The sequence below is a fragment of the Allobosea caraganae genome, assembly GCF_003351345.1.
Taxonomy (GTDB): Bacteria; Pseudomonadota; Alphaproteobacteria; order Rhizobiales; family Beijerinckiaceae; genus Allobosea; species Allobosea caraganae.
On record NZ_QQTO01000034.1, the window covers coordinates 48653 to 74495 of the forward strand.

Here is a 25843-nt window from a genome sequence, read left to right on the forward strand (position 1 = left end):
ACGACCATGCTGACTCTGAAACCTGTGATGTTCGGCGCCGTGCTCGGCATTGGCGGCCTTGCCAATGGCTGGCGCGTCGCCTCGCGCCTCTGGGGCGTCCCGGCGCAGATCGGCGAGACGCTCGCCTATCTCGCCTTCGCGGTCTGGGCCATGCTCACAGCCCTCTACGCGCTGAAATGGCTGCGGCACACGGCTGTCGCACGGGAGGAGTTGCGGCATCCGGTGCAGGCGCCGGTCGCCGCGCTGATCCCGGTCACGACCATGATCGCAAGCCTCGCCATCGCGCCGCATGCACCGGTGCTGGGCTGGTGGATCTATCTCACTGGTGCGCTCGGCATGCTCGGCTTCGCGGTCTGGAGCATTGGCGGCCTCTGGCAGGGCGGGCGCGAGCACGCCGCCACCACGCCGATCCTCTATCTGCCGATCGTCGGCGGCGGCTTCGTCGCGGCGTTCGCCTCGGCCTATTTCGGCCAGGGCGATGCCGGCTGGATGTTCTTCGGCATGGGGCTTCTCTCCTGGCTCGGCCTGGAATCGGTCGTCCTGGCCCGCCTGTTCACGCTGAAGCTGCCGGTCGAGCTGCGCGCCACGCTGGGCATCCATCTCGCCCCGGCCGCGGTCGGCTCCGTCGCCTATTCCGCGATCAGCCCGGTCACCGGGGCCACGAACCACGTCGCCTTGCTGCTGCTCGGCTACGGCCTCTTCCTGGCGCTGGTCGTGCTGCGGCTCCTGCCCTGGCTGCGCGAGCAGAGCTTTGGGCCGGGTGCCTGGAGCTACACCTTCGGCGTCTCCGCCCTGCCGCTCGCCGCCCTGCGGCTGGTCGAGCAGGGCGCGGGTGCGCCGGTCGTCCAGCTTGCCCTGGCGCTGTTCATCGCCGCCAACCTGATCATCGGCCGGATCGCGCTGCGAAGCCTCGTGCTCGTCGGGCAATTCGCCTTTGCGCGGCCTCAGACCACCACGTGAGTCCGGCTGCGCTGGTCTCCCAGCGTCGCCGCCAGCGTCTTCAAAGCCTCGACCAGCCGCGCCCGCTCCGGCACGCCGCCCAGTGATATCCGCACCGCATCCGGCGCCCGACCCTCGACGCTGAACGCATCCGAGGGTGTCACGCCGAGGCCCTGCTGCCTGACGGCCTCGATCAGCCGGTAGCGGTCCCAATGCGCCGGCAAGGGCTGCCAGACATGCAACCCGTTCGGATGCGCCTGCGCCGAGGCGGGCAGGATCGCGCGCGCCAGCACCTGCCGCGCCGCCGCCTCCTCGCGCACGCCCTTGAGCAGGTCCCCGGCCGCGCCGACCCTGATCCAATGCGTCGCCAGCGCCGTCATCAGCGGCGCCGGCATTAGGGTGAGCGCCCGCAGCGCCGAGGTGAGAGCATCCGGCTCCGCACCAGCGGGAATGACCACGAAGGCCGTGCGCAGCCCGGGCGTCAGCCCCTTCGACAGGGTCGAGACATGGTAGGTCCGCTCCGGCGCCAGTACCGCGAAGGGCGGCGGCGCATCCCCGGCCAGCAGGCTGTAGGGATCATCCTCGATGATCGTCAGGTCATGCGCCCGTGCGATGCGGGCGATCTCGCGCCGCCGCTGCTCCGGCATGGTGATCGTGGTCGGATTCTGGATGGTCGGCGTCAGGCAGAGCAGCCTTGCGCCATGCTCGCGCGCCGCCCGCTCCAGCGCCTCGGGCAGGATGCCCTCGCCATCGGCCGCGACCGGCACGACATGCAGGCCGCGCTGCCTGGCCGCTGCCAGCAGGCCGGGATAGGTCAGTGGTTCCGTCAGGATCGTCGCGCCGGGAGCGGCGAGGTTGGTCAGCAGCGCGACCAGCGCGGGCTGTGCTCCGGGGGAGATCACCAGCCGTTGCGGCTCGATCCTGCCCAGGATCGGCTCCAGCCAGGCGCAGCCGGCCGCCCGGTCGGCGAGCGCGCCCGGCCCGACATGATAGGTCATCAGCAGGTCGGCGCTGGAGCGCGCCAGCACCTCGGCGATGCCGCGCTGCATCAGCTCGGCCAGCCGCACGCCCTTCGGCGCCGGCGGGATGTTCATGCTGAGGTCGATCGGCGGGCCGAACTGCTCCTTGCGCGCCGAGACGAAGGAGCCGCGCCCGGTCACCGCGTCGAGCAGGTTGCGGTGGCGCGCCTCGGCGTAGGCCCGGGTCACGGTAGTGAGGTCGACGTCGAGCAGCTCGGCGAGGCTGCGCTGCGGCGGTAGCCGGTCGCCAGGCCGCAGGCTGCCATCCTCGACAGCGCCTTCGATCAGGTTGACGATCTGGAGATAGCGCGGCCCGGCAGCCGCTTCGAGCGGCCGGAGCCATTGCGGTGTCGTATCGCCAGCCATTGCGGCGCACCCTCTCAGCTATCCATGCAATCTACCATAATGTAGGCATGCAATAGCGGAAAGGGAAGCCGCGCGCCAGCGCTCAGCGCCTCACTGCACCCGCTCGATCGCGATCGCCGTCGCCTCGCCGCCACCGATGCAGAGCGAGGCGACGCCGCGCTTCAGCCCGCGATTCTGGAGCGCGTGCAGCAAGGTCACGATCAGCCGTGCCCCCGTCGCGCCAATGGGGTGGCCGAGCGCGCAGGCGCCGCCATTGACGTTGAGTTTTTCGCGGGGAATGGCGAGGTCGCGCTGCGCCGCCATGGCGACGACGGCGAAGGCCTCGTTGATCTCGAACAGGTCGACATCGCCAACGCTCCAGCCGGCCTTGTCGAGCAGCTTGCGGATCGCCGGGATCGGCGCGGTCGTATACCAGGCTGGCTCCTGGCTATGGCCGGCATGGGCCTTGATCTCGGCCAGGATCGGCAGGCCGTCGCGCTCGGCCAGCGAGCGCCGCGTCAGGATCAGCGCCGCCGCGCCATCGGCATTGGCCGAGGCGCTCGCCGCGGTGATCGTGCCGTCCGGGCGGAAGGCCGGCTTGAGCGATGGGATCTTCTCCGGCGAGACTTTCAGCGAGTGCTCGTCATTTTCGACCAGCGCCTCGCCGCCCTTCACCTTGACCGTGACAGGCGCGATCTCGGCCTTGAAGGCGCCGCTCTCGACCGCCTTGCGCGCCCGCGTCAGCGTCTCCACGGCATAGGCGTCCTGGTCGTCGCGCGTGAACTGATAGGCCTGCGCCGCCGCCTCGCCGAAATCGCCCATCGAGCGGCCGCGCTCATAGGCGTCCTCCAGCCCGTCCAGCATCATGTGGTCGAAGATGCGGTCATGGCCGACGCGGTAGCCACCGCGCGCCTTGGCCAGCAGGTAGGGTGCGTTCGACATCGACTCCATGCCGCCGGAGACGACGACATCGGCCGAGCCGGCGCGGATCAGGTCATGCGCCAGCATGGTCGCCTTCATGCCGGAGCCGCAGACCTTGTTGATCGTGGTCGCGCCGGTCGCATCCGGCAGGCCGGCGCCGCGCGCTGCCTGCCGCGCCGGGGCCTGGCCCTGGCCCGCCGGCAGCACGCAGCCGAACAGCGCCTCGTCGACGCGCTCGGGCGCGAGCCCGGCCCGTTCGAGCGCGGAGCGGATGACATGCGCGCCGAGCGCCGGCGCCTCGATGCTGGAGAGCTCGCCCTGGAAGCGCCCGAGCGGGGTGCGGACGGCGGAGACGATGACGACGGGATCGGCGGTGGACATGGGGCTCTCCGTTTCATATGTCGAATGACATATAATATGATGAGTATAATAATCGCTGCAAGCCACGGAGTCGGAGAGGTCGCAGATGCGCTACGAGAAGGGGCACAAGGACGAGACGCGCCGCCGCATCGTCGAGACTGCGGCGCGCCGCTTCCGCAAGGACGGCATCGCGGCCACCGGCATCGCCGGGCTGATGGCCGATGCCGGCCTGACCCATGGCGGCTTCTACGCGCATTTCCCCTCGAAGGAGGATCTGGTGCGCCAAGCGGTCGATGTGGCGTTGACGAGTGCGACGGCCGAACACGCCGCCGCTGCCGCAGTTGCGCGGGCGGAGGGGGGCGACGGGCTGGAGATCATCGTCCGGCGCTATCTGAGCCGCACCCATCGCGACCATCCCGAGACCGGCTGCGCCATCGCCACGCTCGCCGCCGAGCTGGCGCGCTCCTCCGCGGAGACGCGCGGCACGTTCGCGCAGGATGCCGACCAGCTCATTCAGGTGATCGCCGCCGAGATCCCTGCTGCCTCTGCCGAGGAAGCCCGCGCCAGCGCCTCAATGGTCCTCGCCCTGATGGTCGGTGCCTTGCAGCTCGCCCGCGCCATGCCCGATGCGGCAGCCTCCGACGCCATGCTCCAAGCTGGCCGCCGCGCCGCGCTGGCCCTGGCGCGTCAGCCCGCAAGCTGAGCTTCGAGAAAAATCGTAGCGCGGTGCTTGACGTTGTGCATATGCACATATAATTGCGCTGCATGAGCGAGATGACCGGACCCCTGGCCTGCCACTGCTTCGCGACGCGCCAATTGGCGCGGCACGTGACCAAGCTCTATGAGCGGCACCTCGCCCCGTCCGGCCTCACCGGCACGCAGCTCTCGATCCTGAGCTTCCTCCACCAGACGCCCGGGCTGGCGATGAGCGAGCTGTCCCACATCATGGTGATGGACCGCACGACGCTGCTGCGGGCGATCAAGCCTCTGGAGCGCGATGGCTTGGTCGCCAGCGCCCGCAAGCCCGGCGACAGCCGCCAGTTCGCCTTCTCCGTTTCGCCTGCGGGCCTGAGCAAGATCGAGCGGACCTTGCCGCTCTGGCAGGCGGCGCAGCAGGAATACGAGACGCTGGTCGGGGCTGAGCGCGCCGCTGGCCTGCGCCGCGACTTCCACGAATTGACCAGTTCCCCAACCTGAGCCGGAAGGCCGGCCATCACCGGCTCGCCCTCTTGCTTGTTCCAAAATGTGCATATGCACATTTAATTCGACCAGAAACCTGAAGGAACATGACCATGAACATCAAAGGCTCGATCGTCCTCGTCACGGGCGCCAATCGCGGCATCGGCCGCGCCTATGTCGACGGGCTGCTGCAGCGCGGCGCCGCCAAGATCTATCTCGGCGTGCGCGATCCCGCCTCGCTGGCGGACCTGCTGAAAGGCGGCGACAGCAGGCTCGTCCCGCTGAAGCTCGACATCACCGACGCGGCGCAGGTGGCTGAGGCTGCCAAGGTGGCGAAGGATGTGACGTTGCTGATCAACAATGCCGGCTTTGCCGGCGAGAGCAGCGCCCACGCGACCTTCAGCCTCGCCAATGCCCGCCAGGAGATGGAGGTCAACTATTTCGGCCTTCTCGCCATGTCCAACGCCTTCGCGCCGATCCTGAAAGCCAATGGCGGCGGCGTGCTGGTCAACCTGCTGTCCTTCCTGTCTCACGTCACGATTCCGCTCGTCGCGACCTATTCGGCCTCGAAGGCGGCGGCGCTCGCCGTCACCGACAGCCTGCGCGCCGAATTGGCCGGGCAGGGCACCAAGGTCGTCAGCATCATGCCCGTCCAGGTCGAGACCGAGATGGGCCAGCTCTTCCCGCCGCCGCGCGTGACGACGCAGGAGGTGGTCGACGAGACCTTCGAGGCGGTCGAGCAGGGCCGCGACGAGGTTTTCCCGGGCGAGCAGACGAAGAAGAGCGCCAAGGATTTTGCGGCCGATCCCAAGGCGGTTCAGGCCTATCTCTCGACCTTGCTGCCGACTGCCGCTTGAAGGCGAGCGCGGGGAACCCCTCTCCCACACTGGAGAGGGGATTCCGCGTCCTACTGGCAACTGCCATCGTGCTATGACTTGCATCATGAAAGTCACTAGATTAATGACGGTCATCATGCTTCCGGCAGAAGGCCCCAGACTGCGATGAAGCGAACCAGCCTCAGTGCCTCGCAATGCCCCATCGCCCGCAGCCTCGAGCGAGTCGGCGAATGGTGGAGCATCCTGATCCTGCGCGACGCCTTCAACGGTCTCAGGCGCTTCGATGAGTTCCAGCACAGCCTGGGCATCGCCACCAACATGCTGGCGCGGCGGCTCAACGCCCTGGTCGAGGCCGGGCTGCTGGAACGGCGCCCCTATAGCGAGCGGCCGCTGCGTCACGAATACCTGCTCACCGAGCGCGGCCGCGATTTCCGCGACGTGAACCAGGCGCTGCTCGCCTGGGGTAACCGCCATTTCGCGCCGGAGGGTCCGAGCGTCCTGATCGTCAACACCGAGACTGGCGAGTCGGCCGAACCCATTCTCGTCGACAAGATCAGCGGTCGCCCACTCAGCGATCCAGTCTTCCGCACGATCGCCGGCCCGGCCGCCAATGAGCGCACCCGGGCCAAGCACAATCGCGCCGTCGCGGCCGGAGACCAGCCATGAGTCTTGCCACTGAGACTAGCCTTGCCGCTGAAACCGGCCTTGCAGCCGAGACCGCCGCGCCGCCACCGCCCGTCGCCACGGAACTCAGCCCGCATACCCGCCGGCTCCTGCACGATCCCGTCGTGCCGATGCTGCTGCGCATGGCCTGGCCGAATATCCTGATCATGCTGGCCCAGGCCTCGACCGGGCTGATCGAGACCTGGTGGGTCTCGCATCTCGGCAATGACGCGCTCGCCGGCATGGCGCTGGTCTTCCCGCCGGTCATGCTGATGCAGATGATCTCGGCTGGCGCGATGGGCGGAGGTATCTCCTCGGCGATAGCCCGCGCGCTCGGCGCCGGCCGTCGCGACGATGCCGACGCGCTGGTGCTGCACGCGGTCGTCATCAACATCGTGCTCGGCCTTGCCTTCGCCCTGCTGGTCCTGAGCTTCGGCCGGCCGCTCTACCGCGCCATGGGCGGCGAGGGCGCTGCGCTCGAGGCCGCGCTCGCCTATTCCAACGTCGTCTTCGCCGGCAATATCCTGCTCTGGCTGATGAACGGGCTCGCCAGCGTCATTCGCGGCACCGGCAACATGCTCGTGCCCGCGCTGGTCATTTGCGCCGGCATCGTCTTCTTGGTCCCGCTCTCGCCGCTGCTGATCTTCGGCTTCGGGCCGATCCCGGCGCTCGGCGTCGCCGGCGGGGGCACGGCCCTGGTGCTGTATTATACCGGCGGCACCATCGTGCTCGGCTGGTACATCCTGTCCGGCCGCAATCTCGCGCGCTTTCGCTGGGTTAGCCTGCGCTGGCCGATCTTCCGCGACATCCTGCGCATCGGTGCCGTCGGCGCCATCACCTCACTCCTGACCAATGTCACGATCGGCCTCGCGACCGCGCTCGTCTCGGGCGCGGCCGGCATCGACGCGGTCGCCGGCTTCGGCACCGGCGCGCGGCTCGAGTATCTGCTGATCCCGCTGGTCTTCGGCCTCGGCGCGCCGCTGGTCGCGTTGGTCGGCACCAATATCGGCGCCGGACACCAGGATCGGGCGCTGCGCATCGCGCTGATCGGCGGCGGCATCTCCTTCGCCTTGACCGAGACGGTCGGCCTCGTCGCCGCGTTCTGGCCCGAGGCCTGGCTCGCCTTGTTCAGCGCCGAGCCGGCGACGATCGCGACCGGCAGCGCCTATTTGCGCATCGTCGGCCCGGTCTACGGCTTCTTCGGTCTGGGCCTCTCGCTCTATTTCGCCTCGCAGGGGGCAGGGCGCCTGTTCTGGCCGATTGCCAGCGGCTTCGCCCGGTTGTTCATTGCCATCGGCCTCGGCTGGGTGGCGCTGCGCCTCACCGGCTCGCTGAACTGGTTCTTCGCCGCGCTCGCGCTCGGCCTCGTCGCCTACGGCCTGATGATGGTCGGCGCCGTCAAATCCGGGACGTGGTTCCGGCGCTAGAGCATCGGACCGAAAAGTGGAATCCGGTTTTCGGAAAGATCCGATGCAATAACAAAGGCCTAGATCGCCACTTTGCGTCCGAAAGGACGCACGGCGATCTAGGCTGGCGCGGCGACCCATTTGGAGATTTCCCCATGGCTACCCCCACCGCAGTCGTCGTCGGCGTCGGGGCCGAGCGCGGCCTTGGCGCGGCGCTTTGCCGGCATTTCGCCCGCGAGGGCTATCACGTCCTCGTCGCCGGCCGCACCGCCGAGAAGATCGAGGCCGTCGCGCGCGGCCTGAAGGATCTCGGCCTCAGCGCCAAGGCCGTGTTGACCGACGCCACGGTCGAGGCCGATGTCGTCAGGCTGTTCGATGAGGCCATGTCGCCCGGCTTCGGCCGCGATCCCTCCGATCTCGTCGTCTTCAACGCCGGCAACAACCGGCAGCTCGATTTCCGCGAGCTCTCGGCCGAGCAGTTCGAGGATTTCTGGCGGGTCGGTTGCTTCGCCGGCTTTTTGGTCGGGCGCGAGGCGGCGCGTCGGCTGGTGCCGCTCGGCCGTGGCACGCTGATCTTCACCGGCGCCTCGGCCAGCCTGCGCGGCAAACCGGGCTACGCCCAATTCGCCGCCGCCAAGGCGGGCCTGCGCATGATCAGCCAGAGCATGGCGCGCGAATACGGCCCGCTCGGCCTCCACGTTGCCCATGTCGTGGTCGATGGCGGCATCGATGGCGAGCGGCTGCTGAAGAACCGTCCGGAGGCCAAGGCCGCGCGCGGCGAGGATGGCCTGCTCGGCATCGAGGCGATCGCCGAGAGCTATTGGCACCTCCACAAGCAGCGCCGCTCGGCCTGGACCCAGGAACTCGACCTGCGGCCGTTCAAGGAGAGTTTTTGAGGGAGCCTGAGGATCTGATTCCCGCCACGTCATCCCGGCCGCAGCGCAGCGGAGCGCTGGGATCCATCGTAAAGCGTCGAGCCCTACGATGGATCCCGGAGCGGCGCGGCTTCGCCGCTTGTCCGGGATGACGCGAGAGTTTTGCCGCGTCGCGCCAAATGAGGGCGTGTAGGACATATATTGCATTTTTCATCTTCAATATGCAATAAACGCGCACGTTCAACGAGCCCGCAATGCCAAAACCCAGCGACACGATCCGCCCGCCGACCTATCTCCGCGACGGCCTGCGCATCGCTCCGGTCGCGCGCGCCTTTGGCGAGGACTTCACGCGGCTGCCTTACCTGCTGCGCATCCTCGTCGAGAACCAGGTCCGCCTCTGCGACAATGAGGGCGAGCTAGAGGAAGCGCTTGCCGCCTTCCGCGCCTGGCTCTCCATCGGAACCAGCACGGCCGAGATCGCCTTCCGTCCCGGCCGCGTGCTGATGCACGATACGACCTGCACGCCGGCTCTGGTCGATGTCGCCGGCATGCGCGACGCCATCGCCGAGGCCGGCGGCGATCCCGCCTCGCTGAGCCCGGTCTTAACCGTCGATGTCTCCGTCGATCATTCCGTCGCCGTCGACCGGTTCGGCGAGCCCGGCGCGCTCGGCCACAACATCGCCCGCGAATACCAGCGCAACGGCGAGCGCTACCGCTTCCTGAAATGGGCGACCCGCGCCCTGAAGGGCGTGCGCGTCCACCCGCCCGGCAGCGGCATCATGCACACGATCAACCTCGAACGGCTGGCGACGGTGGTCGGCACGGTCGAGCACGATGGCGAGACCTGGGCCGTGCCGGACACGCTGATCGGCACCGACAGCCATACGCCGATGATCAACGGCATCGGCGTGCTCGCCTGGGGCGTCGGCGGGTTGGAGGCCGAGAGCGTCATGTTCGGCATGCCGGTGATGATGCGCATTCCCGACGTCATCGGCGTGCGCCTGAGCAATGCCCTGCGCGACGGCGTGCTGGCGACCGACCTCGCGCTCAATGTCACCCAGCGCCTGCGCCAGCGCGGCATCGCCGGCGAGTTCGTCGAGTTCTTCGGCCCGGGCGTTTCGACGCTTTCGGCTGGCGAGCGCGCGGTCGTCGCCAACATGGCGCCGGAATACGGCGCCTCCTCCGGCTATTTCCCGGTCGACAGGCAGGTCCTCGCCTATCTCGCGGCGACCGGCCGGACGCCTGAACACATCGCCCTGATCGAAGCCTACGCCAAGGCGCAGCAACTCTGGTTCGAGCCTGAGACCGAGCCGCGCTACACCGAGGTGATCGAGATCGATCTGGCGAAGATCGAACTCAGCCTCGCCGGCCCGCGCCGCCCGCAGGATCGCGTCTCGCCAGCCGAGATCCCGGCCACGCTCGCTGCGTTCCCACAGCCCGGGCAGCCCTCCGCGACGCTGCCGCGCTATCCCGTCGCCATCGCCGCGATCACGAGTTGCACCAACACCTCCGATCCGCGCCTGACCATCGCGGCCGGACTGCTGGCGCGGAAGGCGCGCGCGCTCGGGCTGAAGCCGCCGGCCTGGGTCAAGACCTCGCTCGCGCCCGGCTCGCCGGCGGCCGAGCGCTATCTCGGCCGCGCCGGCCTGCTCGACGATCTCGAAGCGCTCGGCTTCGGCATCGTCGGCTATGGCTGCACCACCTGCATCGGCAATGCCGGGCCGCTTGTGCCCGAGATGGCCGAGGCTGCGGGCAAGTCCGTGCTGCCCGTCGCCGTGCTCTCGGGCAATCGCAACTTTCCCGGCCGCGTGCACCAGCAGGTCGATGCCGGCTTCCTGGCCTCGCCGCCGCTGGTCGTCGCCTATGCGCTGGCCGGCGATGCCGACCGCGACATCGCGACTGATCCGCTTGCGACCTTGGCGGATGGGCGCGAGGTCCGGCTCGCCGATCTCTGGCCCGATGGCGCCGAGATCGATGCCGCGCTGGCGTTGAGTGCTGATGCCGCCGACTATGACGCGGCCTATGGCGAGGCTGCCGCCAGCGCGATCTGGGCCAAGCTCGACGCACCCGCCACAGCGCAATTCCCCTGGAATCCGGCCTCGACCTATTTGCGCCGCCCGCCCTTCGCCGCTGCCGGGCAGGAGACGCGGCTCGGCCGCTACCTTGCCCACCCCTTGCTGGTGCTGGGTGACGACATCACCACCGACCACATTTCGCCCGCCGGCCAGACGCCCCTGCGCAGCGAGGCCGGCGAATGGCTCGTCGCTCATGGCGAGGACCCCGCCGACCTCAACGTCTACGCCTCCCGCCGCGGCAATTGGGAGGTGATGCTGCGCGGCCTGTTCACCAATCGCACCGTGGTGAATGCACTGGGCAAGGACATCCCGCCCGGCCGCACCATCCATGCGCCGAGTGGCCAAGTCTTGCCGCTCTGGCAGGCGGCCGAGCGTTACCGACAAGACGGCCAATCAACCGTCGTCGTCGCCGGCGAGCGCTATGGCACAGGCTCCTCGCGCGACTGGGCGGCCAAGGGGCTCGGCCTGCTCGGCGTGCGCGCCGTGCTGGCCGTGAGCTTCGAGCGCATCCACCGCTCCAATTTGGTCGGCATGGGCATCCTGCCGCTGCAATTGGGCAGGGGTATCGACTGGGTGTCCCTGCAGCTTCAATCCGGCGACCGGATCGAGATCGACGCTGAGCCGGCGCAACTACAGCCGCGCTGCGCCATCCCCGTCGCGATCCTGCGCCGTTCCGGCGAACGTCAGCGCATCGAAGCGCATGCCGCCGTCGAGACTGCGCTCGAATGCGAGACGCTGGCCAAAGGCGGCATTATCCCGCTGATCCTGGCGCGCCACCTCGCCGAAACGACGCGCGGGAGAACGGGCAGGGTGGCCGTTTGACCATTACGGAGTACCTCTCCTACACCGCAGCAGGCCCGCTGGGTCTTCGGAGGTAGAAGGGTCATGGCCGGCAGCGAGAGGCGCGACATCATTGAGCCGCTGGCCGTGCGCATCCTCGGCCATGTCCATGCCAGTGCTTTGCAGGCCGGCGCGCATATCCGCTCGCAGGAGCTCGCCAGCCGCTTCGGCGTCTCGCGCTTCCCGATCGGACAGGCGCTCCGGCTCCTCGCCAACAAGGGCGTGCTCCGGCACGAGCGCAATCGCGGCTATTTCGTCGCCGAGGGCGAGCTGCCGGATGCCGAGGCGCTCGGCCTCTCCGGTCGCGACGAGACCTCCGAGAGCTATTTCCGCATCGCCGACGACCACTTGCGCGGCCGCCTGCCGGGTCAGGTTTCGGAGACCTATTTGCGCGAGACCTACGGCCTGACCCGGGCCGAACTCGGCTCCGTGCTGAACCGGATAGCGCAGGAAGGCTGGGCCGAGCGCCGGGTCGGCTACGGCTGGAGCTTCACCCCGGTTCTGACCACTTCGGAAAGCCTGGCGCAGACCTACCGGCTCCGCCTCGCGGTCGAGCCCGCCGCCTTGCTCGAACCCGGCTACAGGCTGGCGCCCGAGATCGCGGCGCAGTGCCGGGCGGCCGAGCAGCGCCTGCTCGCCGGCGCGATCGAGACCGACAGCGCCGACGCCCTGCACGAGCGTGGCGTCCGCTTCCACGAGGCCATCGTCGGCGCCTCCGGCAACCCGTTCTTCCTCTACACGGTCAGGCGGATCAACCGCATCCGCCGGCTGCTCTCCTACCGCTCGATGCTCGACCGCACCCGCTATCGCCGCCAATGCGAGGAGCACCTGATGATCCTCGATTGCCTGGAGGCCGGACGGCAGGAGGATGCGGCGACGCTGCTGCGCGCCCATCTCCAGCACACGATCAGAAATCTCGACGAGATCCGGGCGCTGCTGGAGCGCTGACCGAGGCTCGGAACCCTCAGCCCTCATCCTGAGGAGACGCACCTGCGGCGCTCCTCAGGATGAGGGCTCGGGGTCCCAATCAGCTCTCATGCTGCGCTCCAGCTTCGGCAGCACATCCCAGATCCGGCGGTTGAGCGCGTAGAGCCCGCTCACCGCCGCCGCGATCTGGTCGAGCCTTTGCTGGTCGATAGCGCGCCGGCTGCCGAAGCGGAGCTGCCCCTTGCTCTCCTCCAGCTTCATGCTTTGCGTATGGGTGATATCGCCGGCCGCGCCGATGACGAAGGTGGCGTGGCTGAGGTCGTTGCGCAGCCGCGTGCTGGCGCTGAAGGCCGCGACGATCTCGTCCAGCTCGGCTTTCACCGCCTCGTCGCGCAGGGTGATCTTGGCGAGCCGCTGCACCAGGTCGAGCCGGGACCGCGTCGTGTTGAGCGTCGAGAACACGATCGCGGCGGCGGCCTCGCTGGTGTCGAGCAGCAGCATCAGCACGTAGATGAACATGCTCTCGTTGTTCGACCAGGCGAAATTGAGATCGCCTATCTGGGCCAGAAAGGCTAGTCTCTGCTCGCCCGAACGCTGTGCCGCCGCCTCCAGCGCGTCGAAATCAGGCCGGGGCGGCAGCGCGGATTGTCCGGCTCGGTTGCGTCTACGCATCTCACCCCCTGCTTCCGAGAGCTCCGACACGGCAGAGGCGCCATGTTCGACCTTCTCAAAGTGCGGCCGGCGCGCCGGGCGGCCTATTCCGCCCTGGAGCCGTTCGTTCACCGGAGCGCCGACGGACGGGCCGGGCTGGAGGCCGGCGCCTGGCTGCAGCCCCAGATCATCGGCTTCCTGGCGACCGTGGTCACGCTGATCGCCGAGCGCACCTGCGGCGAGCTGCGCACGCACGCGCTCGCCTCGGTCCAGGCCTCCGTCCTCACCGCGCTGACCGGGATCGGGCCGGAGCTGATCGGCGAGGAGATCTGCCTGCTGAGCAGCCGCCGGGATGCGGCCTTCATGGCCGGCTCGTTCGGGGCCGTCGCCTTCTTGGAAGCGATGGACGTCGTCCGCACGCCGCCGAGCGGCGATGTGGCCGTGCTGGAGGAGCTGTGGAGCGAGCATGTCGAGCGGCACATCAAGGGAGATCAGCCCTTCATCTGAGACGATGCCCGTCCGGCCTGCGGGGCGGCCATGGCAGCCGCGTGCTGCCGGGACTCGCTCTCTGCGAGCAGGCCGAGTTCGAGCTGCACCTCGCTGATGAGGGCTTCGTCCCCAGCCTCCCGCGGCTCGTGCCGGACGGAGAGGAGCCGCTGCAGCGCCTCGATGAAGCGCCTGTCGGTCTCGGCATTCGCGCCGCCCTCCACGGCCGTCAGGAAGCGCTCGTAGCGCGCTTCGCTCATGGCGCTGCCCGGGCCGTGCTCCGTCTGGCAGGCGAGCGAGGCGCAGCGCATCACGCCCACCTCCTCCAGCCAGGGCGAGGAGCGGAGGACGACCGGCACGCCGACGTCGAGCCCATGCATGATCTTCTGCTTCAGGTGCCAGGCGGTGCGCACGGAGACGCCGAGGACATGCGCCAGCCGCTGCGACCCCATCTTCAGCCTGGTCTCGGTCAGCAGGTAGAGCGCCTGCAGCCAGACATGCAGCGGTACATGGCTGTTATGGAAGATCGTGCCGTGGCGGATGGTGAAAGGCTTGCGGCAGGCATAGCATTTCCAGGCGCCGACGGGCGTGCTGAGGCCGTTGAGCCGGCCGAGCCGCGTGAGCTCCCCGCAATGTGGGCAGACCGGCCCGGACGGCCAGACCAGCCGTTCCAGCGACAGGTGCGCTGCATGTTCGTTGTGCAATCGGATCGTGTTCGGCATCGCCAACCCCCCGATCGAATTAGTAGTTCCAGTTGGGTCGATGAAAGTCAATGGAGCCTTAATCGTGGGTAATAATTCGACACGTTGACGCGAGCCAAGCGTCGCGAGATGGTTGCTACTGGCGAAATGATACATCAGGCAGTGGTATTGTCACATAATATTCGAAACAATATTTAGTATTTCGACAACGTAAGGTTGTATATGAAGTATTACTCCAAAATAGTACGATAATAGATGTCATACAGGCTTATACAATCTGAGATTTATTAAGTTATATTATCATGCGGTAGTGATAATGCGATTTAAGTGGTTCTAAAATTTCTACCCAGCGCGTTGGTCGGGGCAAGAGATTGTAGCTTCCCCGAAATTCGCAACCAGATCGGAGGTGATGTCATGACGTAGATCTGCGGGTGATTTCGCGTGCCTTCTAGCGTGAATTCACCGGAGAAGTTCCTTGCGTAGACAAGCGGGAAGCTTCGCCAATCATCTTTCACCGCAAACTTACCCACTCGGCATCCGAAGCAAATGCATTGTCGCAGCACAGAAGAGATGCGCCAGTCATGAGCGGAAGGATGCCTCCTTTATCATCATTGGGAGAGCATCATGTCCGGAAACGATCACAAGAAGCATGATGATCCGACGCAGGGCCAGCTCCAGGGCCAAGGCGAATTGCAAGGCCAGCTGCAGGGCCAGGCCGAAGCTCAAGGTCAGTTGCAGGGTCAGGGACAAGGGCAAGGCCAGGGACAAGGTCAGGGCCAGTCGCAATACGCCGCCCAGGCCGTCGACACCTCGGTGTGGAACACCGCCGTCAATGAGAACGCCAACGGCAATCTCAACGGCAATGGCAACCTGAACGCCAACGGCAACCTGAACTTCAACGAGAACGTCAACAACATCGAGAACACGGTCGACAATTGCGTCAACGTGAAGGTGAATGTCGATCTGGACCTCAGCGGCGCTCTGCTGCCGCCGGCCGATAACGACGTCATCGACATCGACTCGATCCACGACATCGAGCAGGCGATCATCATGCCGGACGTGGTCAACCAGGCCACGACCAACGGCAACAACTTCAACATCGACCAAGTCAGCAACCTGACCGACAACGACAAGCTCTACGACCCGACGGTGAGCTACAGCAACGGCGGTGGCGGCTCCGGCGGCGACTGGGGCAGCGATGCCCGCGGCTACGGCCATTCCGATCCGCAGGGTTCCAGCGACTTCAGCATGACCGCGAAGGCGTGGGGCGGCGAGGCGCATTCGGAAATCGGCAGCGTCACCGGCGACGATGGCGACTTCAGCGGTCTCGGCTCGGCTGCGGCCAACGCTGCGATCACCCAGGAAGCCTTCACCCAGCACATCGCGATGGGCGCGAACATCCAGTTCAACTCCATCGACCTGCAGGTCGTGGGCGGCGACCTCAGCGACGCCCTCTGACACCAGAGCATAGCGACGAGCGTGCGGGGGCGAGCCCCCGCACCGCTTCCGGCTCCTGGCCCCCATCACCGAAGAGCCCGGAACCCTTCAACGACCGGCGACGAGCCGGACGACGGAGAGGGACGTGCCATGAACAGCGGCGGCATCACCGAGGCAATCTGGCACTTTGCCGGCTATCTGCACATCGCCGAGGAGGTTGCGCGCTCCGCGACGCTCTATTCCGGCGATCCGCAAGCTCCGCTTCCCGTGGACGACCCGGCCTTGCGCCGCGAGCCCGAGCGGGCTCCGAGCTTCGACGAGATGCCCTCGCAGCCGGTCCTCATCCGCGATCCGGCGCCGTTCGACCCCCATTCCGCCATTCCCAAAGTCGTCATGCCGCCCCCGATTCCGGTAGGGACGAAGCTTTACCTCTATGCGCCGCCGCTGAAGCCGCAGGAGCTGCCGGCTGAGCCGGATCTCGATCGCGGTCCCTCGCTCCGCAGCGGCGAACGCGTCATCCATGTCGAGTACCAGCCCGGCGGCACCGAGAACCTGATAGACATCCGCCAGGTCAACCATGCCAGCGACCGCGACCTCGTCACGTCCGATGCCGTGATCGGCCCGGACGGAATGCCGGTGATCCAGCCGGAGTTGCATCTCGAGGCCGTGCGCGATGCGATGATCGCTCGCGCCGTCGATGCGGTGCCCGACAATCTGCCAGCAGCGTCGGGGGCTGACACCGAGACGCTGATCGACGTCTTCACGGCCCGTGGTGCGAGCTGGGCCGAGACCGGCAGTCCCAATCCCGACGGCAGCCCGACCCAGAGCGCGCCCGTGGGCCGCATCGTCGATGGTGAGGCGGGCGCTGCCGAGCCTCCCGCGCCGAGTGTGCTGCAGATCGCGCCCTGGCGGCCCGATGAAGCCGCGCCGGCCGATGTGGTCGAGAAGCAGATCACTAGGGCCGAGCCCACCGGCGGCGTCGCAACCTTGGCCGAGACCGGCCTGAACGTTCAGATCAACGCGGCCGCCATCGTCGATGCGAACGAGGCGACCGGCTCGCTGATGGTGGGCGGCAACCACTACTTCAGCCGCGGCATCGTCCAGGTCAACGTGCTCACCGACAACGACCATGTCGACATTGCGGTCGCCGGTGCTCTCAGGCCATTGGTGGTCACCGGCGGCAACGAGGTCCACAACATCGCGGAGTTCGTCACCCATGTGATGAGCGCGTCGGTGCATGGCGCGGCGGCGACGCCGCTCTGGTCCGTCGACGTGATGCCGGGCGACTTCTACGACGTGCGCTCGCTCTTCCAGATCAACGACCTCGACGACAGCGACCGCATCGTGCAGGCCGAATCCGGCACCTATGTCGATTTGAGTACCGGCGGTAACCAGCAGATCAATCTCGCCGAGATCCGCGGCATCGACAGCTACGACATCATCATCGTCCGAGGCGACTACTATCGTGCCGACTGGATCTATCAGTACAACATCGTGCTGGACTCAGACCATGCCCGGCTGTTCGCGACGGGCGGCGCCGAGGACGACACGGCGGTCACCACCGGCTTCAACCGGCTGACGAACCTGGCGACGATCGAGACCTATGATAGCCCCGCCTTCCGGGACATGAACGACGCCCAGCACGAGCTGATGCGCGCGCTGGGCACCGGTGTCACGATCCTGATCCCGAATTCGGACTGGAACCTCTACGGCGCCGGCGAGACGCTGCACGTGCTCTACGTCTCCGGCGACTATTTCGACATCAACAGCGTCACCCAGGTCAACCTGCTGACCGATGCCGACCAGAGCCTGCAGGCCAGCGCCCAGGCCGGCACGCAGCAGGGCCTCGCGGCCGGCGGCAACAGCGCCCTCAACGAAGCGCATATCATCGATCCCGGCACGCTCTCGGCCGCGACCTATCTCGGCGGCATGGCCTACGAGGAGAGCGTGCTGATCCAGACCAACATGATCACCGACAGCGACACGGTGACGATCCACGACACGCAGACCCTGCTCTCCGAACTCGTCGCCTTCGCCCATGATGACGGGCAGGACGGCACGCTGCAGGGCGCCGCGCCGCAGCCGGTCGATCCGGCGCAGCACGATCACCTGATGTCCAACATGCTGTGCTGAAGCAGCTTTCGGAGCGAGGGGCCGGCATGAGCGACCAGATCAATCCCGCACCGTCACCGCGCCAGCCGTCGGCGGGCCCCTTGCTGGGGAATGCCGTGCTGCCGCGCGCCGTTGGCCTCGCCGCGCTCGGCGTCGCCAATTCGAACGACAAGCCGAGCGCCGTTCCCGGCGGTGCCGCGCGGGCGGAGGCGAAGCAGCCGGCCCCGCCTGCGGAGGAGGTCACCACGCTGCGCCCGCAGGCCCGGCACGCCGAGTCGGAGGCACGGCCGCTTCCCGGTGGCGGCGGAGGCGGTGGGGGCAGCAAGGGCGGCGGCGGTGGCGGCGGTTCCGGCCGCTCGCCGATCGAGCAGCGCCTCGGCGACCGCGACTTCAAGCAGGTCCTCGGCAGGGGCCTCGGAGACGCCCGCCGCAACATGCTGATCGTGGCGATCTTCTCGATCGTCGTGAACACCTTGGTGCTGGCGGTGCCGATCTACCTGTTCCAGATGTCGGACCGGGTGCTGACCAGCCGCAGCCTCGACACGCTGGTCATGCTCTCGCTCATCGTCATGCTGGCGATCCTCGCCCATGTCCTACTCGACATGATGCGCCGCTTCATCCTGATGCGGATCGCGGTCGACGTCGAAAGCCGGCTCGGCGGCCCGGTGCTCTCGGCCGCGGCCAAGGCGGCGCAGACCGGCTCCAACCGCGAGTTCCAGACGCTGGCCGACCTCCAGCAGATCCGCAGCTTCCTGACCGGGCCGGTCATCCTGACCATGCTGGATGCGCCGACCGCGCCGATCTACCTGCTGGCGGTCTACCTGATCCATCCGCATCTCGGCTACATCGTCACCGTCGCCGCGCTGGTCCTGGTCGCGATCGCCTATCTCAACCAGCAGCTGACGGCGGTGCCCTTCGCCCGCGCCAGCGCCTTCTCGACCCGCGCCAACCTGCAATCGGAGGCGATGTCGCGCAATTCGCAGGTCATCAACGCCATGGGCATGATCCCCGAGGGCGTGCTGATCTGGGGCCGCGAGACGGCTGAGTCCCTGAAGGCGCAGGTCAGCGCCCAGGACCGCAACATCATGATGACCGCGCTCTCGAAGTTCTTCCGCCTGGGCACGCAGATCGCGATGCTCGGCTGGGGCGCCTGGCTTTCGCTCGAGGGCTCGCTGACCGGCGGCATGGTCATCGCCTCCTCCGTGGTCGCCGGCCGGGCGCTGGCGCCGATGGAGGGCACGATCGAGGGCTGGCGCAGCTTCATCCACGCCCGGGCCTCCTATTCGCGCATCCAGGCGCTGCTGCAGAGCTCGCCGCTCAACCTTGACCGCCTGCGCCTGCCGAGCCCGAAGGGGCGGCTCGATGTCGAGCGCATCCTCTACGTGCCGCCGCCGAACAAGAAGGTCATCCTCAACGGCATCAGCTTCAGCCTCGATCCCGGCGAGTCGCTCGCCATCGTCGGCGCATCGGGCAGCGGCAAGTCGACGCTCGCGCGCATGTTGGTGGGCTCGATCAGCCCGACCGCCGGCACGGTCAGGCTCGACAGGATGGAGCAGCGCAACTGGGACCCGCGCCAGTTCGGCGAGAATGTCGGCTATCTGCCGCAGGACATGCAGCTCTTCCCGGCCTCGATCAAGGCCAACATCGCCCGCATGCGCGACGACGCCACCGACGAGGCGGTGTTCGAGGCCGCCGAGATCGCCGACATCCACGAGATGGTCGCGCAGTTCGCGCATGGCTACGAGACGCAGATCGCCATCGACGGCTCGCCGCTTTCCGGCGGGCAGAAGCAGCGGCTCGGCCTCGCCCGCGCCTTCTTCGGCAATCCCCGCCTCGTCGTGCTCGACGAGCCCAACTCGAACCTCGACACGGTCGGCGAGGTGGCGCTGGCGCGGGCCTTCGAGCGCGCCAAGGCGCGGGGCATGACGGTGGTCGCCGTGACGCAGCGCCCGGCCCTGCTGCGCAGCGTCGACAAGATCATGATGATCAAGGACGGCGCCGTGCAGGCGATCGGCAGCCGCGACGAGATCCTGCCGCTGATCGTCGGCCAGCGCAGCATCGACAACACGCCGCGGCCGGCTTGAGCGCGCTTTCCGCTCGGCCGGAATCGGCAAAACGACGAGAGTTCGCGGCGAAATTGGAACGGGGGAAGAGATCATGACCGAAGCCCAGCCCTGGTATTCCGACGTGCCGCGCAGCGCGCGCGCCGCGACGATCAGCGGCGTCGTCATCGTCGCCGTCACCGTCATGGGCTTCGGCGTCTGGGGCAACACCGCGCCGATCTCGGGCGCGGTCATCGCCACCGGCGTCTTCGTCACCACCGGCCAGAACAAAACGATCCAGCATCTCGAAGGCGGCGTCATTCGCGAGATCATGGTGCGCGAAGGCGATGTCGTCGCGCCCGGGCAATTGCTGATCCAGCTCGACGACACCTCCTCGCGCGCGGAGCTTCGCCGCCACCTCCTCAAGCAATTGCGGCTGGAGGCGATCGAGACCAGGCTCAGCGCCGAGGCAGCCGGGCAGCCGCAGTTCGAGTTCCCCGCCCAATTGCTCACCCACCAGTCCGATCCCGACATCCGCGCCCTGATGCAGACGCAGAAATCCACCTTCACCGCGCGCCAGAACAACAATGCCAGCGAGATCGCGACCTACCAGAAGAGCATCGAGGCGCTGGAGGAGAAGATCGCCGGCAGCAGGATCCAGCTCGCGGCGATGCAGCAGCAGAGCCAGCTCATCAAGGAGGAGCTCGCCGGCAAGCAGGCCCTGCTCGAGCGCGGCTATATCAGGAAGCCGGAGGTGCTCGCGCTCCAGCGCAACGCCGCCAACCTCCAGGGCGAGGCCGGGCGCATCACCGGCGATATCGGCGACGCCCGCGAGCGCATCGCCCGCTCGGTCGAGCAGATCGACGGCGTGCGCAAGAGCGCGATCAAGCTCGCCTCCGAGCAATTGCAGGATATCGGCGCCGATTTGAACGACGTGCGCGAGCGCATCCACACCGCCAAGGGCATCCTCGACCGCGCCCGCGTCGTCGCGCCGGTCAAGGGCACGGTGGTCAAGCTGCGCTACCACACCTCCGGCGGCGTCATCGAGGCCGGCAAGGCCATCATGGAGATCGTCTCGCTGCAGGACGAGCTGATCATCGAGGCCCGCGTGCGCCCGCAGGACATCGACAAGATCAAGCACAGCCAGACCGCCACCGTCAGGCTGACCGCGCTCAACCAGCGCACGACGCCGATGATCAACGGCCGGGTGATCTACATCTCCGCCGACGCCCTGCCGGACGAGAAGCAGCGCACGCCGAACGGGAGCGATCTCTACGTGGTGCGCGTCCGGCTCGAGGGCGGCAGCATCGCCGCGGTCCACGACTTCGAGCCGACACCCGGCATGCCGGCCGAGGTCTATATCCAGACCGCCGAGCGCACCTTCTTCGAATACCTGATGCAGCCGATCAAGGACAGCATGGCGAGGGCGTTCAGGGAGACGTGAGCGTTTCCGAGCCGTCATTGCGAGCGCAGCGAAGCAATCCAGGGGGACTGGGCGAGCGAGACCCCCTGGATTGCTTCGCTGCGCTCGCAATGACGGTGGGCGCCTGCAGCCTCCCGTCTCGGAAGATGAGGCAGTCGACATCCGCGCATGAACGGCCCACCTTGAGGGGAGTTGCCCGCCGGCGCCGTGCGGTCGTCCGGGCTGATCCGGAGAGCTTGTAGCCATGACGATGCCGGCCGCCGACGCAGTCCCCGACTCCCCTTCGGCGAAACCCGCCCGCCACCGCATCGTCATCGTCGGCGCCGGCTTCGGCGGGCTGGAGGCAGTGCACCGGCTCGCCGGCGTCGATGCCGACATCACCATCATCGACCGGCGCAACCACCACCTGTTCCAGCCGCTGCTCTATCAGGTCGCGACCGCCTCGCTGGCGACCTCGGAGATCGCCTGGCCGATCCGCTACCTCCTGCGCGGCCGGCTCGAGGTCACCACGCTGCTCGCCACGGTGACCGGCGTCGATGCTGCCGCGCGAACCGTCCTGCTCGATGATGGCGGCGCCGTGCCCTACGACACGCTCATCCTTGCCACCGGCTGCCGCCACGCCTATTTCGGCCATGACGAGTGGGAGCCCTTCGCGCCCGGCCTCAAGACGCTGGAAGACGCGACCACCGTACGCCGCCGCATCCTGCTCGCCTTCGAGCGGGCCGAGCGCGAGGCCGATCCCGACAGCCGTGCCGCGCTCCTGACCTTCGTCATCGTCGGCGCCGGGCCGACCGGGGTCGAGCTCGCCGGCACCATCGCCGAGCTGGCGCATGACACGTTGCCGCCCGACTTCCGCAACATCGACACCGACAAGGCCCGCGTCGTCCTGATCGAGGCCGGGCCGCGCGTGCTGGCGGGCTATGACGAGGACCTCTCGGCCTACGCCCAGCGCTCGCTCGAAGGTCTCGGCGTCGAGGTCGAGCTTGGACGGGCGGTCTCCGAGTGCAGCGCTGCCGGCGTGATCTATGGCGATCGCACGCTGGCGGCCGCGACCATCATCTGGGCGGCCGGCGTGCGCGCCTCGCCCGCCGCCGAATGGCTTGGCGTCGAGGCCGATCGCGCCGGGCGGCTCCTGGTCGCACCCGACCTCACCGTGCCCGGCCGGCCCGAGATTTTTGCGGTCGGCGACACCGTGATGATCGCCGATCCTGAGGGCAAGCCGGTGCCCGGCATCGCGCCCGCCGCCAAGCAGCAGGGCTGGCACGTCGCGGCCACGATCAAGGCGCGGCTCGCCGGCGACAGAGCGTCCCGTCCCTTCCGCTACAAGCACGCCGGCAGCCTGGCGACGATCGGCAAGCGGCTGGCGGTGATCGATTTCGGCTGGATCAAGCTGCGCGGCGCCGTCGCCTGGTGGATCTGGGGCCTGGCCCACATCTACTTCCTGATCGGCCTGCGCAACCGGCTCAGCGTGGCGCTGAGCTGGCTCTGGATCCACGCCCGCAACCAGCGCAGCGCGCGGTTGATCACGCAAGGGCCGGCGGCCGGGCCGGCTGCTGCCGAACAGAAGAAGGTCGAGCGCGGGGAACCCCTCTCCCGAATGGGAGAGGGGCAGGGGTAAGGGCCCGCCGCCAGACGCTTTGGCTGTGACCTCCCCGTCATGGTCGGCCTTGTGCCGACCATCCACGTCTTTGCCACGCTGTAGCTGGCTGAGACGCCGCAAGGCGTGGATGCTCGGCACAAGGCCGAGCATGACGGTGTGGTAGCTGGTTTACCCCCGGGCCCTCATCCGCCCCTGCCGGGGCACCTTCTCCCATCCGGAAGAAGGAAAGAGACCCGCTCGCCTGACCCCACTGGCTCAGGCGATCTTCTTCATCTTGACCGGCTGCGCGGCAATCCCTGTCGGCGATGCCGCCGCAACGCGCATGAAGTCGTCCAGCGCCTGGCGCTGCGTATCGGAGAGGCGCAGGCCCAGCTTAGAGCGGCGCCAGAGCACATCCGCTGCCCGGCGCGCGAACTCGGCGCGCATCAGGTAGCGGATTTCGAGCTCGTAGAGATCGGCGCCGAAATGCCGGCCGAGATCGGAGCAGGCCTGCGCGCCGGCCAGGAGCTCGTGGACCTTGGTGCCATAGGCGCGCGCCAGCCGCGCGATCGTGCTGCGCTTCAGCCAGGGATGGTTGGCGCCGATCGTCTCGACCAGCGCGTCGAAGCCGGTCACCGGGAAATCGCCGCCCGGCAGGCTCGCCAGCTTCGTCCAGGCCGGCCGCTGCGCCCAATCGGCATGGGGGCCGAACTTCTCGATGGCCGCTTCCGCCAGGCGGCGGTAGGTCGTGATCTTGCCGCCGAACACCGAGAGCAGGGGCGCCTGCTCCTCCGGCGCGTCGAGGGTCAGCACGTAGTCGCGCGTCGCCTCCTGGGCTTTTGATGCGCCGTCGTCGTAGAGCGGGCGCACGCCGGAATAGGTCCAGACCACCTTGTCGCGGGTCACCGGCTCGCGGAAATACTCGCTCGCGGCGGTGCAGAGATAGTCGATCTCCTCGGCGGTGATCGCGACCTGGCTCGGATCGCCGCGATAGTCGCGGTCGGTGGTGCCGATCAGCGTGAAGTCGCGCTCATAGGGAATGGCGAAGACGATGCGCCCGTCGCCGTTCTGGAAGATGTAGCAGCGGTCATGGTCGAACAGCTTGCGCACCACGATATGGCTGCCCTGGACCATGCGCACGGCGGCCTTGGTCTCGGAGCGCACGATGCCGTTCAGCACCTCGCCGACCCAGGGGCCGGCGGCATTGACCAGCGCCTTGGCCAGGGTGGTCTCGCGCCGGCCGTCGCGGTCGGTCACGATCTGCCACAGCCCGTCCTTGCGCTCGGCCGAGACCACCTTGGTGCCGGTGCGGATATCGGCGCCGCGCGCGGCCGCGTCAGCCGCGTTCAGCACGACGAGGCGCGAATCCTCGACCCAGCAATCGGAATATTCGAAGGCCTTGGCGTGGCCGTTCTTCAGCGGCTGGCCGGCGGCCTCGCGGCCGAGGTCGAGCGTGCGCGTCGGCGGCAGCAATTTGCGCCCGCCGAGATGGTCGTAGAGGAAGAGGCCGAGCCTGAGCAACCAGGCCGGGCGCAGGCCCTCATGGTGCGGCAGCACGAAGCGCAAGGGACGGATGATGTGCGGCGCCATGCGCCACAGCACCTCGCGCTCCATCAGCGCCTCGCGCACCAGCCGGAACTCGTAATGCTCGAGATAGCGCAGCCCGCCATGGATCAGCTTGGTCGAGGCCGAGGAGGTCGCGCTGGCGAGGTCGTTCTGCTCGAACAGCACGACGGAAGCGCCGCGCCCGGCGGCGTCGCGGGCAATGCCACAGCCATTCACGCCGCCGCCGATGACGGCGAGATCGAAGGGGGCTCCAGGATTGGGATGAACGGCGTTCACGACGTCTCCTTGAGCCAACCTTTCAGGTTCGGTTGACTTTCACTTTGGCGATGCTTCGATCATATGTGAACTATTAAACGAAAGCAATCCGAAAATAACGAAACTCAAGCGAACCAATGCGAACGTCCAAGCGCGCTAGAAAAACGTGATCTTCACCAAAAGTGAGAGCATGGCTTACGCGAAAAGCCGGTTCCCCCCTTTTCGCGCCATGCTCTAAGCGTCACTCCTGCCGCCCGACTTCGACAAGCTGGACGGCTTCCGTCTTGCAGAGCGCACGCAGGGTCTGTGAGGGCAACTCGTCGGTGACGAAGACATCCACCTCGCCGAGATGCCCGATGCGGATCGGCGCGGCGCGCTCCAGCTTCATCCGGTCGGCGACCAGCATGACCTGGCGCGCATTGTCGATGATCGCGCGCGAGACGCGCACTTCGCGGATGTCGAAATCGAGCAGCGCCCCGTCGTCGTCGATGGCGGAGGCCCCGATCACGGCATAATCGACTTTGAACTGCGTGATGAAATCGACCGTAGCCGAGCCGATCAGCGCGCCATCGGCTCGCCTGACCGGACCGCCGGCGACCACGACCTCGATCTTCGGCTGGCGATAGAGCAGCGTCGCGACATTGAGGTTGTTGGTGATGACGAGCAGCCCTTCATGCTGCATCAGGGCGCGGGCCACCTCCTCGGTCGTGGTGCCGATATTGATGAAGAGCGAGGCGTTGTTGGGAATCAGCTTTGCCGCCGCCTCGCCGATCGCGCGCTTTTCCGGCTGCGAGATGAAGCGCCTGGCTTCATAGGCGACATTCTCGACGCCTGAGGCGATCACCGCGCCGCCATGGACGCGCGTCATCAGCTTGCGGTCGCACAACTCATTGAGATCCTTGCGGATCGTCTGCGGGCTGACCTCGAAGCGCGCCGCGAGATCGTCGACGCTGACCCGCCCCAGCGCCCGGGCCGTGTCGAGGATCTCGGCCTGCCGGGGCGTGCTGAACTGGTCCATGGAGTTTCGCTTTCACATTCGCTGCGCTTTCGGTTTGCCATGAAACCACGCTGCGAACGAATGCGAAATTGAGAGTTGGCCGGCAAGCGGCTTCCCCTTCTCCCCCTGCGGGAGAAGGTGGCAGCGCGAAGCGCTGACGGATGAGGGGTTGCGCGACGATGGCAGCGTCGGCGGGTGGCATCATCGAC

General features: G+C 67.6%; 21 protein-coding genes. 15 read left to right on the plus strand and 6 right to left on the minus strand.

Annotation, left to right across the window (positions count from 1 at the left end; translation table 11 throughout):
• The first annotated feature begins 6 nt into the window (after positions 1-6).
• Entirely contained in the window at positions 7-960 is a 954-nt protein-coding gene (locus DWF00_RS23340) for an SLAC1 family transporter (RefSeq protein ID WP_114831098.1), read from the plus strand.
• Here DWF00_RS23340 and DWF00_RS23345 read toward each other — a convergent pair.
• Both DWF00_RS23345 and DWF00_RS23350 read right to left on the minus strand, forming a co-directional pair.
• Complete coding sequence (locus DWF00_RS23345) at positions 945-2324, minus strand: aminotransferase-like domain-containing protein (protein ID WP_114831097.1); 1380 nt, start codon at positions 2322-2324, stop codon at positions 945-947. The two genes, DWF00_RS23340 and DWF00_RS23345, sit on opposite strands and share 16 nt — an antisense overlap.
• Positions 2325-2414: 90 nt before the next feature.
• Positions 2415-3605 carry an acetyl-CoA C-acyltransferase gene (locus tag DWF00_RS23350; protein ID WP_114831096.1) on the minus strand — a complete coding sequence of 397 codons (1191 nt, stop codon included), beginning with the start codon at positions 3603-3605 and terminating at the stop codon, positions 2415-2417.
• A gap of 85 nt (positions 3606-3690) precedes the next feature.
• On the opposite strand from DWF00_RS23350, the gene DWF00_RS23355 reads away from it, so the two are divergent.
• The 8 genes from DWF00_RS23355 (at position 3691) to DWF00_RS23390 (ending at position 12406) form a co-directional block, all read left to right on the plus strand.
• Positions 3691-4287, plus strand: coding sequence for a TetR/AcrR family transcriptional regulator (locus tag DWF00_RS23355; RefSeq protein WP_114831095.1), 597 nt, complete (start codon positions 3691-3693; stop codon positions 4285-4287).
• A 71-nt stretch (positions 4288-4358) separates the two neighbouring features.
• Positions 4359-4781 (plus strand): MarR family winged helix-turn-helix transcriptional regulator, encoded by a 423-nt coding sequence (locus DWF00_RS23360; protein WP_114831152.1) that lies wholly within the window; start codon positions 4359-4361, stop codon positions 4779-4781.
• 95 nt (positions 4782-4876) lie between these two features.
• A complete protein-coding gene (locus tag DWF00_RS23365) occupies positions 4877-5620 on the plus strand; it encodes an SDR family oxidoreductase (protein WP_114831094.1) in 744 nt (247 codons plus the stop codon).
• A 144-nt stretch (positions 5621-5764) separates the two neighbouring features.
• Positions 5765-6265, plus strand: coding sequence for a winged helix-turn-helix transcriptional regulator (locus tag DWF00_RS23370; RefSeq protein WP_114831093.1), 501 nt, complete (start codon positions 5765-5767; stop codon positions 6263-6265).
• On the plus strand, positions 6262-7689 hold the full coding sequence (locus DWF00_RS23375) for an MATE family efflux transporter (protein ID WP_114831092.1): 1428 nt from the start codon (positions 6262-6264) through the stop codon (positions 7687-7689). The genes DWF00_RS23370 and DWF00_RS23375 overlap by 4 nt, the downstream gene beginning before the upstream one ends.
• A gap of 134 nt (positions 7690-7823) precedes the next feature.
• Positions 7824-8564, plus strand: coding sequence for an SDR family NAD(P)-dependent oxidoreductase (locus DWF00_RS23380; RefSeq protein ID WP_114831091.1), 741 nt, complete (start codon positions 7824-7826; stop codon positions 8562-8564).
• A gap of 233 nt (positions 8565-8797) precedes the next feature.
• Entirely contained in the window at positions 8798-11440 is a 2643-nt protein-coding gene (gene acnA / locus DWF00_RS23385; protein ID WP_114831090.1) for an aconitate hydratase AcnA, read from the plus strand.
• Between the two features lie 63 nt (positions 11441-11503).
• On the plus strand, positions 11504-12406 hold the full coding sequence (locus DWF00_RS23390) for a GntR family transcriptional regulator (protein ID WP_114831089.1): 903 nt from the start codon (positions 11504-11506) through the stop codon (positions 12404-12406).
• Positions 12407-12460: 54 nt separating this feature from the next.
• Here the strand turns inward: DWF00_RS23390 and DWF00_RS23395 are convergent, their stop codons facing one another.
• Positions 12461-13057, minus strand: coding sequence for a hypothetical protein (locus DWF00_RS23395; protein WP_114831088.1), 597 nt, complete (start codon positions 13055-13057; stop codon positions 12461-12463).
• Between the two features lie 42 nt (positions 13058-13099).
• On the opposite strand from DWF00_RS23395, the gene DWF00_RS23400 reads away from it, so the two are divergent.
• On the plus strand, positions 13100-13543 hold the full coding sequence (locus DWF00_RS23400; RefSeq protein ID WP_114831087.1) for a hypothetical protein: 444 nt from the start codon (positions 13100-13102) through the stop codon (positions 13541-13543).
• Here the strand turns inward: DWF00_RS23400 and DWF00_RS23405 are convergent.
• A complete protein-coding gene (locus DWF00_RS23405) occupies positions 13528-14244 on the minus strand; it encodes a transposase (protein WP_181832791.1) in 717 nt (238 codons plus the stop codon). The two genes, DWF00_RS23400 and DWF00_RS23405, sit on opposite strands and share 16 nt — an antisense overlap.
• Before the next feature lie 603 nt (positions 14245-14847).
• Here DWF00_RS23405 and DWF00_RS23410 point away from each other — a divergent pair.
• The 5 genes from DWF00_RS23410 to DWF00_RS23430 all read left to right on the plus strand — a co-directional run bounded on the left by DWF00_RS23410 (position 14848) and on the right by DWF00_RS23430 (position 22855).
• Positions 14848-15681, plus strand: coding sequence for a hypothetical protein (locus DWF00_RS23410; protein WP_114831085.1), 834 nt, complete (start codon positions 14848-14850; stop codon positions 15679-15681).
• Between the two features lie 129 nt (positions 15682-15810).
• Positions 15811-17793, plus strand: a complete 1983-nt coding sequence (locus tag DWF00_RS23415; protein WP_114831084.1) for a hypothetical protein — start codon at positions 15811-15813, stop codon at positions 17791-17793.
• A 26-nt stretch (positions 17794-17819) separates the two neighbouring features.
• Positions 17820-19856, plus strand: coding sequence for a type I secretion system permease/ATPase (locus tag DWF00_RS23420; RefSeq protein ID WP_114831083.1), 2037 nt, complete (start codon positions 17820-17822; stop codon positions 19854-19856).
• Between the two features lie 73 nt (positions 19857-19929).
• The gene (locus DWF00_RS23425; RefSeq protein ID WP_114831082.1) at positions 19930-21258 is read left to right on the plus strand and encodes an HlyD family type I secretion periplasmic adaptor subunit; all 1329 of its coding nucleotides are present in this window, start codon (positions 19930-19932) and stop codon (positions 21256-21258) included.
• Between the two features lie 229 nt (positions 21259-21487).
• On the plus strand, positions 21488-22855 hold the full coding sequence (locus DWF00_RS23430) for an NAD(P)/FAD-dependent oxidoreductase (protein ID WP_114831151.1): 1368 nt from the start codon (positions 21488-21490) through the stop codon (positions 22853-22855).
• Positions 22856-23092: 237 nt separating this feature from the next.
• Here the strand turns inward: DWF00_RS23430 and glpD are convergent, their stop codons facing one another.
• Together glpD and DWF00_RS23440 are read right to left on the minus strand one after the other, a co-directional pair.
• The gene (gene glpD / locus DWF00_RS23435) at positions 23093-24658 is read right to left on the minus strand and encodes a glycerol-3-phosphate dehydrogenase (protein WP_114831081.1); all 1566 of its coding nucleotides are present in this window, start codon (positions 24656-24658) and stop codon (positions 23093-23095) included.
• A gap of 220 nt (positions 24659-24878) precedes the next feature.
• Positions 24879-25655 carry a DeoR/GlpR family DNA-binding transcription regulator gene (locus DWF00_RS23440; protein ID WP_114831080.1) on the minus strand — a complete coding sequence of 259 codons (777 nt, stop codon included), beginning with the start codon at positions 25653-25655 and terminating at the stop codon, positions 24879-24881.
• Positions 25656-25843: the final 188 nt, after the last annotated feature.

Bases quoted from the DNA above. Each gene is read 5' to 3' on its own strand.
- DWF00_RS23340 (WP_114831098.1), top strand. From the start codon at position 7: ATGCTGACTCTGAAACCTGTGATGTTCGGCGCCGTGCTCGGCATTGGC.
- DWF00_RS23345 (WP_114831097.1), bottom strand. From the start codon at position 2,324: ATGGCTGGCGATACGACACCGCAATGGCTCCGGCCGCTCGAAGCGGCT.
- DWF00_RS23350 (WP_114831096.1), bottom strand. From the start codon at position 3,605: ATGTCCACCGCCGATCCCGTCGTCATCGTCTCCGCCGTCCGCACCCCG.
- DWF00_RS23355 (WP_114831095.1), top strand. From the start codon at position 3,691: ATGCGCTACGAGAAGGGGCACAAGGACGAGACGCGCCGCCGCATCGTC.
- DWF00_RS23360 (WP_114831152.1), top strand. From the start codon at position 4,359: ATGACCGGACCCCTGGCCTGCCACTGCTTCGCGACGCGCCAATTGGCG.
- DWF00_RS23365 (WP_114831094.1), top strand. From the start codon at position 4,877: ATGAACATCAAAGGCTCGATCGTCCTCGTCACGGGCGCCAATCGCGGC.
- DWF00_RS23370 (WP_114831093.1), top strand. From the start codon at position 5,765: ATGAAGCGAACCAGCCTCAGTGCCTCGCAATGCCCCATCGCCCGCAGC.
- DWF00_RS23375 (WP_114831092.1), top strand. From the start codon at position 6,262: ATGAGTCTTGCCACTGAGACTAGCCTTGCCGCTGAAACCGGCCTTGCA.
- DWF00_RS23380 (WP_114831091.1), top strand. From the start codon at position 7,824: ATGGCTACCCCCACCGCAGTCGTCGTCGGCGTCGGGGCCGAGCGCGGC.
- acnA (WP_114831090.1), top strand. From the start codon at position 8,798: ATGCCAAAACCCAGCGACACGATCCGCCCGCCGACCTATCTCCGCGAC.
- DWF00_RS23390 (WP_114831089.1), top strand. From the start codon at position 11,504: ATGGCCGGCAGCGAGAGGCGCGACATCATTGAGCCGCTGGCCGTGCGC.
- DWF00_RS23395 (WP_114831088.1), bottom strand. From the start codon at position 13,057: ATGCGTAGACGCAACCGAGCCGGACAATCCGCGCTGCCGCCCCGGCCT.
- DWF00_RS23400 (WP_114831087.1), top strand. From the start codon at position 13,100: ATGTTCGACCTTCTCAAAGTGCGGCCGGCGCGCCGGGCGGCCTATTCC.
- DWF00_RS23405 (WP_181832791.1), bottom strand. From the start codon at position 14,244: ATGCCGAACACGATCCGATTGCACAACGAACATGCAGCGCACCTGTCG.
- DWF00_RS23410 (WP_114831085.1), top strand. From the start codon at position 14,848: ATGTCCGGAAACGATCACAAGAAGCATGATGATCCGACGCAGGGCCAG.
- DWF00_RS23415 (WP_114831084.1), top strand. From the start codon at position 15,811: ATGAACAGCGGCGGCATCACCGAGGCAATCTGGCACTTTGCCGGCTAT.
- DWF00_RS23420 (WP_114831083.1), top strand. From the start codon at position 17,820: ATGAGCGACCAGATCAATCCCGCACCGTCACCGCGCCAGCCGTCGGCG.
- DWF00_RS23425 (WP_114831082.1), top strand. From the start codon at position 19,930: ATGACCGAAGCCCAGCCCTGGTATTCCGACGTGCCGCGCAGCGCGCGC.
- DWF00_RS23430 (WP_114831151.1), top strand. From the start codon at position 21,488: ATGCCGGCCGCCGACGCAGTCCCCGACTCCCCTTCGGCGAAACCCGCC.
- DWF00_RS23440 (WP_114831080.1), bottom strand. From the start codon at position 25,655: ATGGACCAGTTCAGCACGCCCCGGCAGGCCGAGATCCTCGACACGGCC.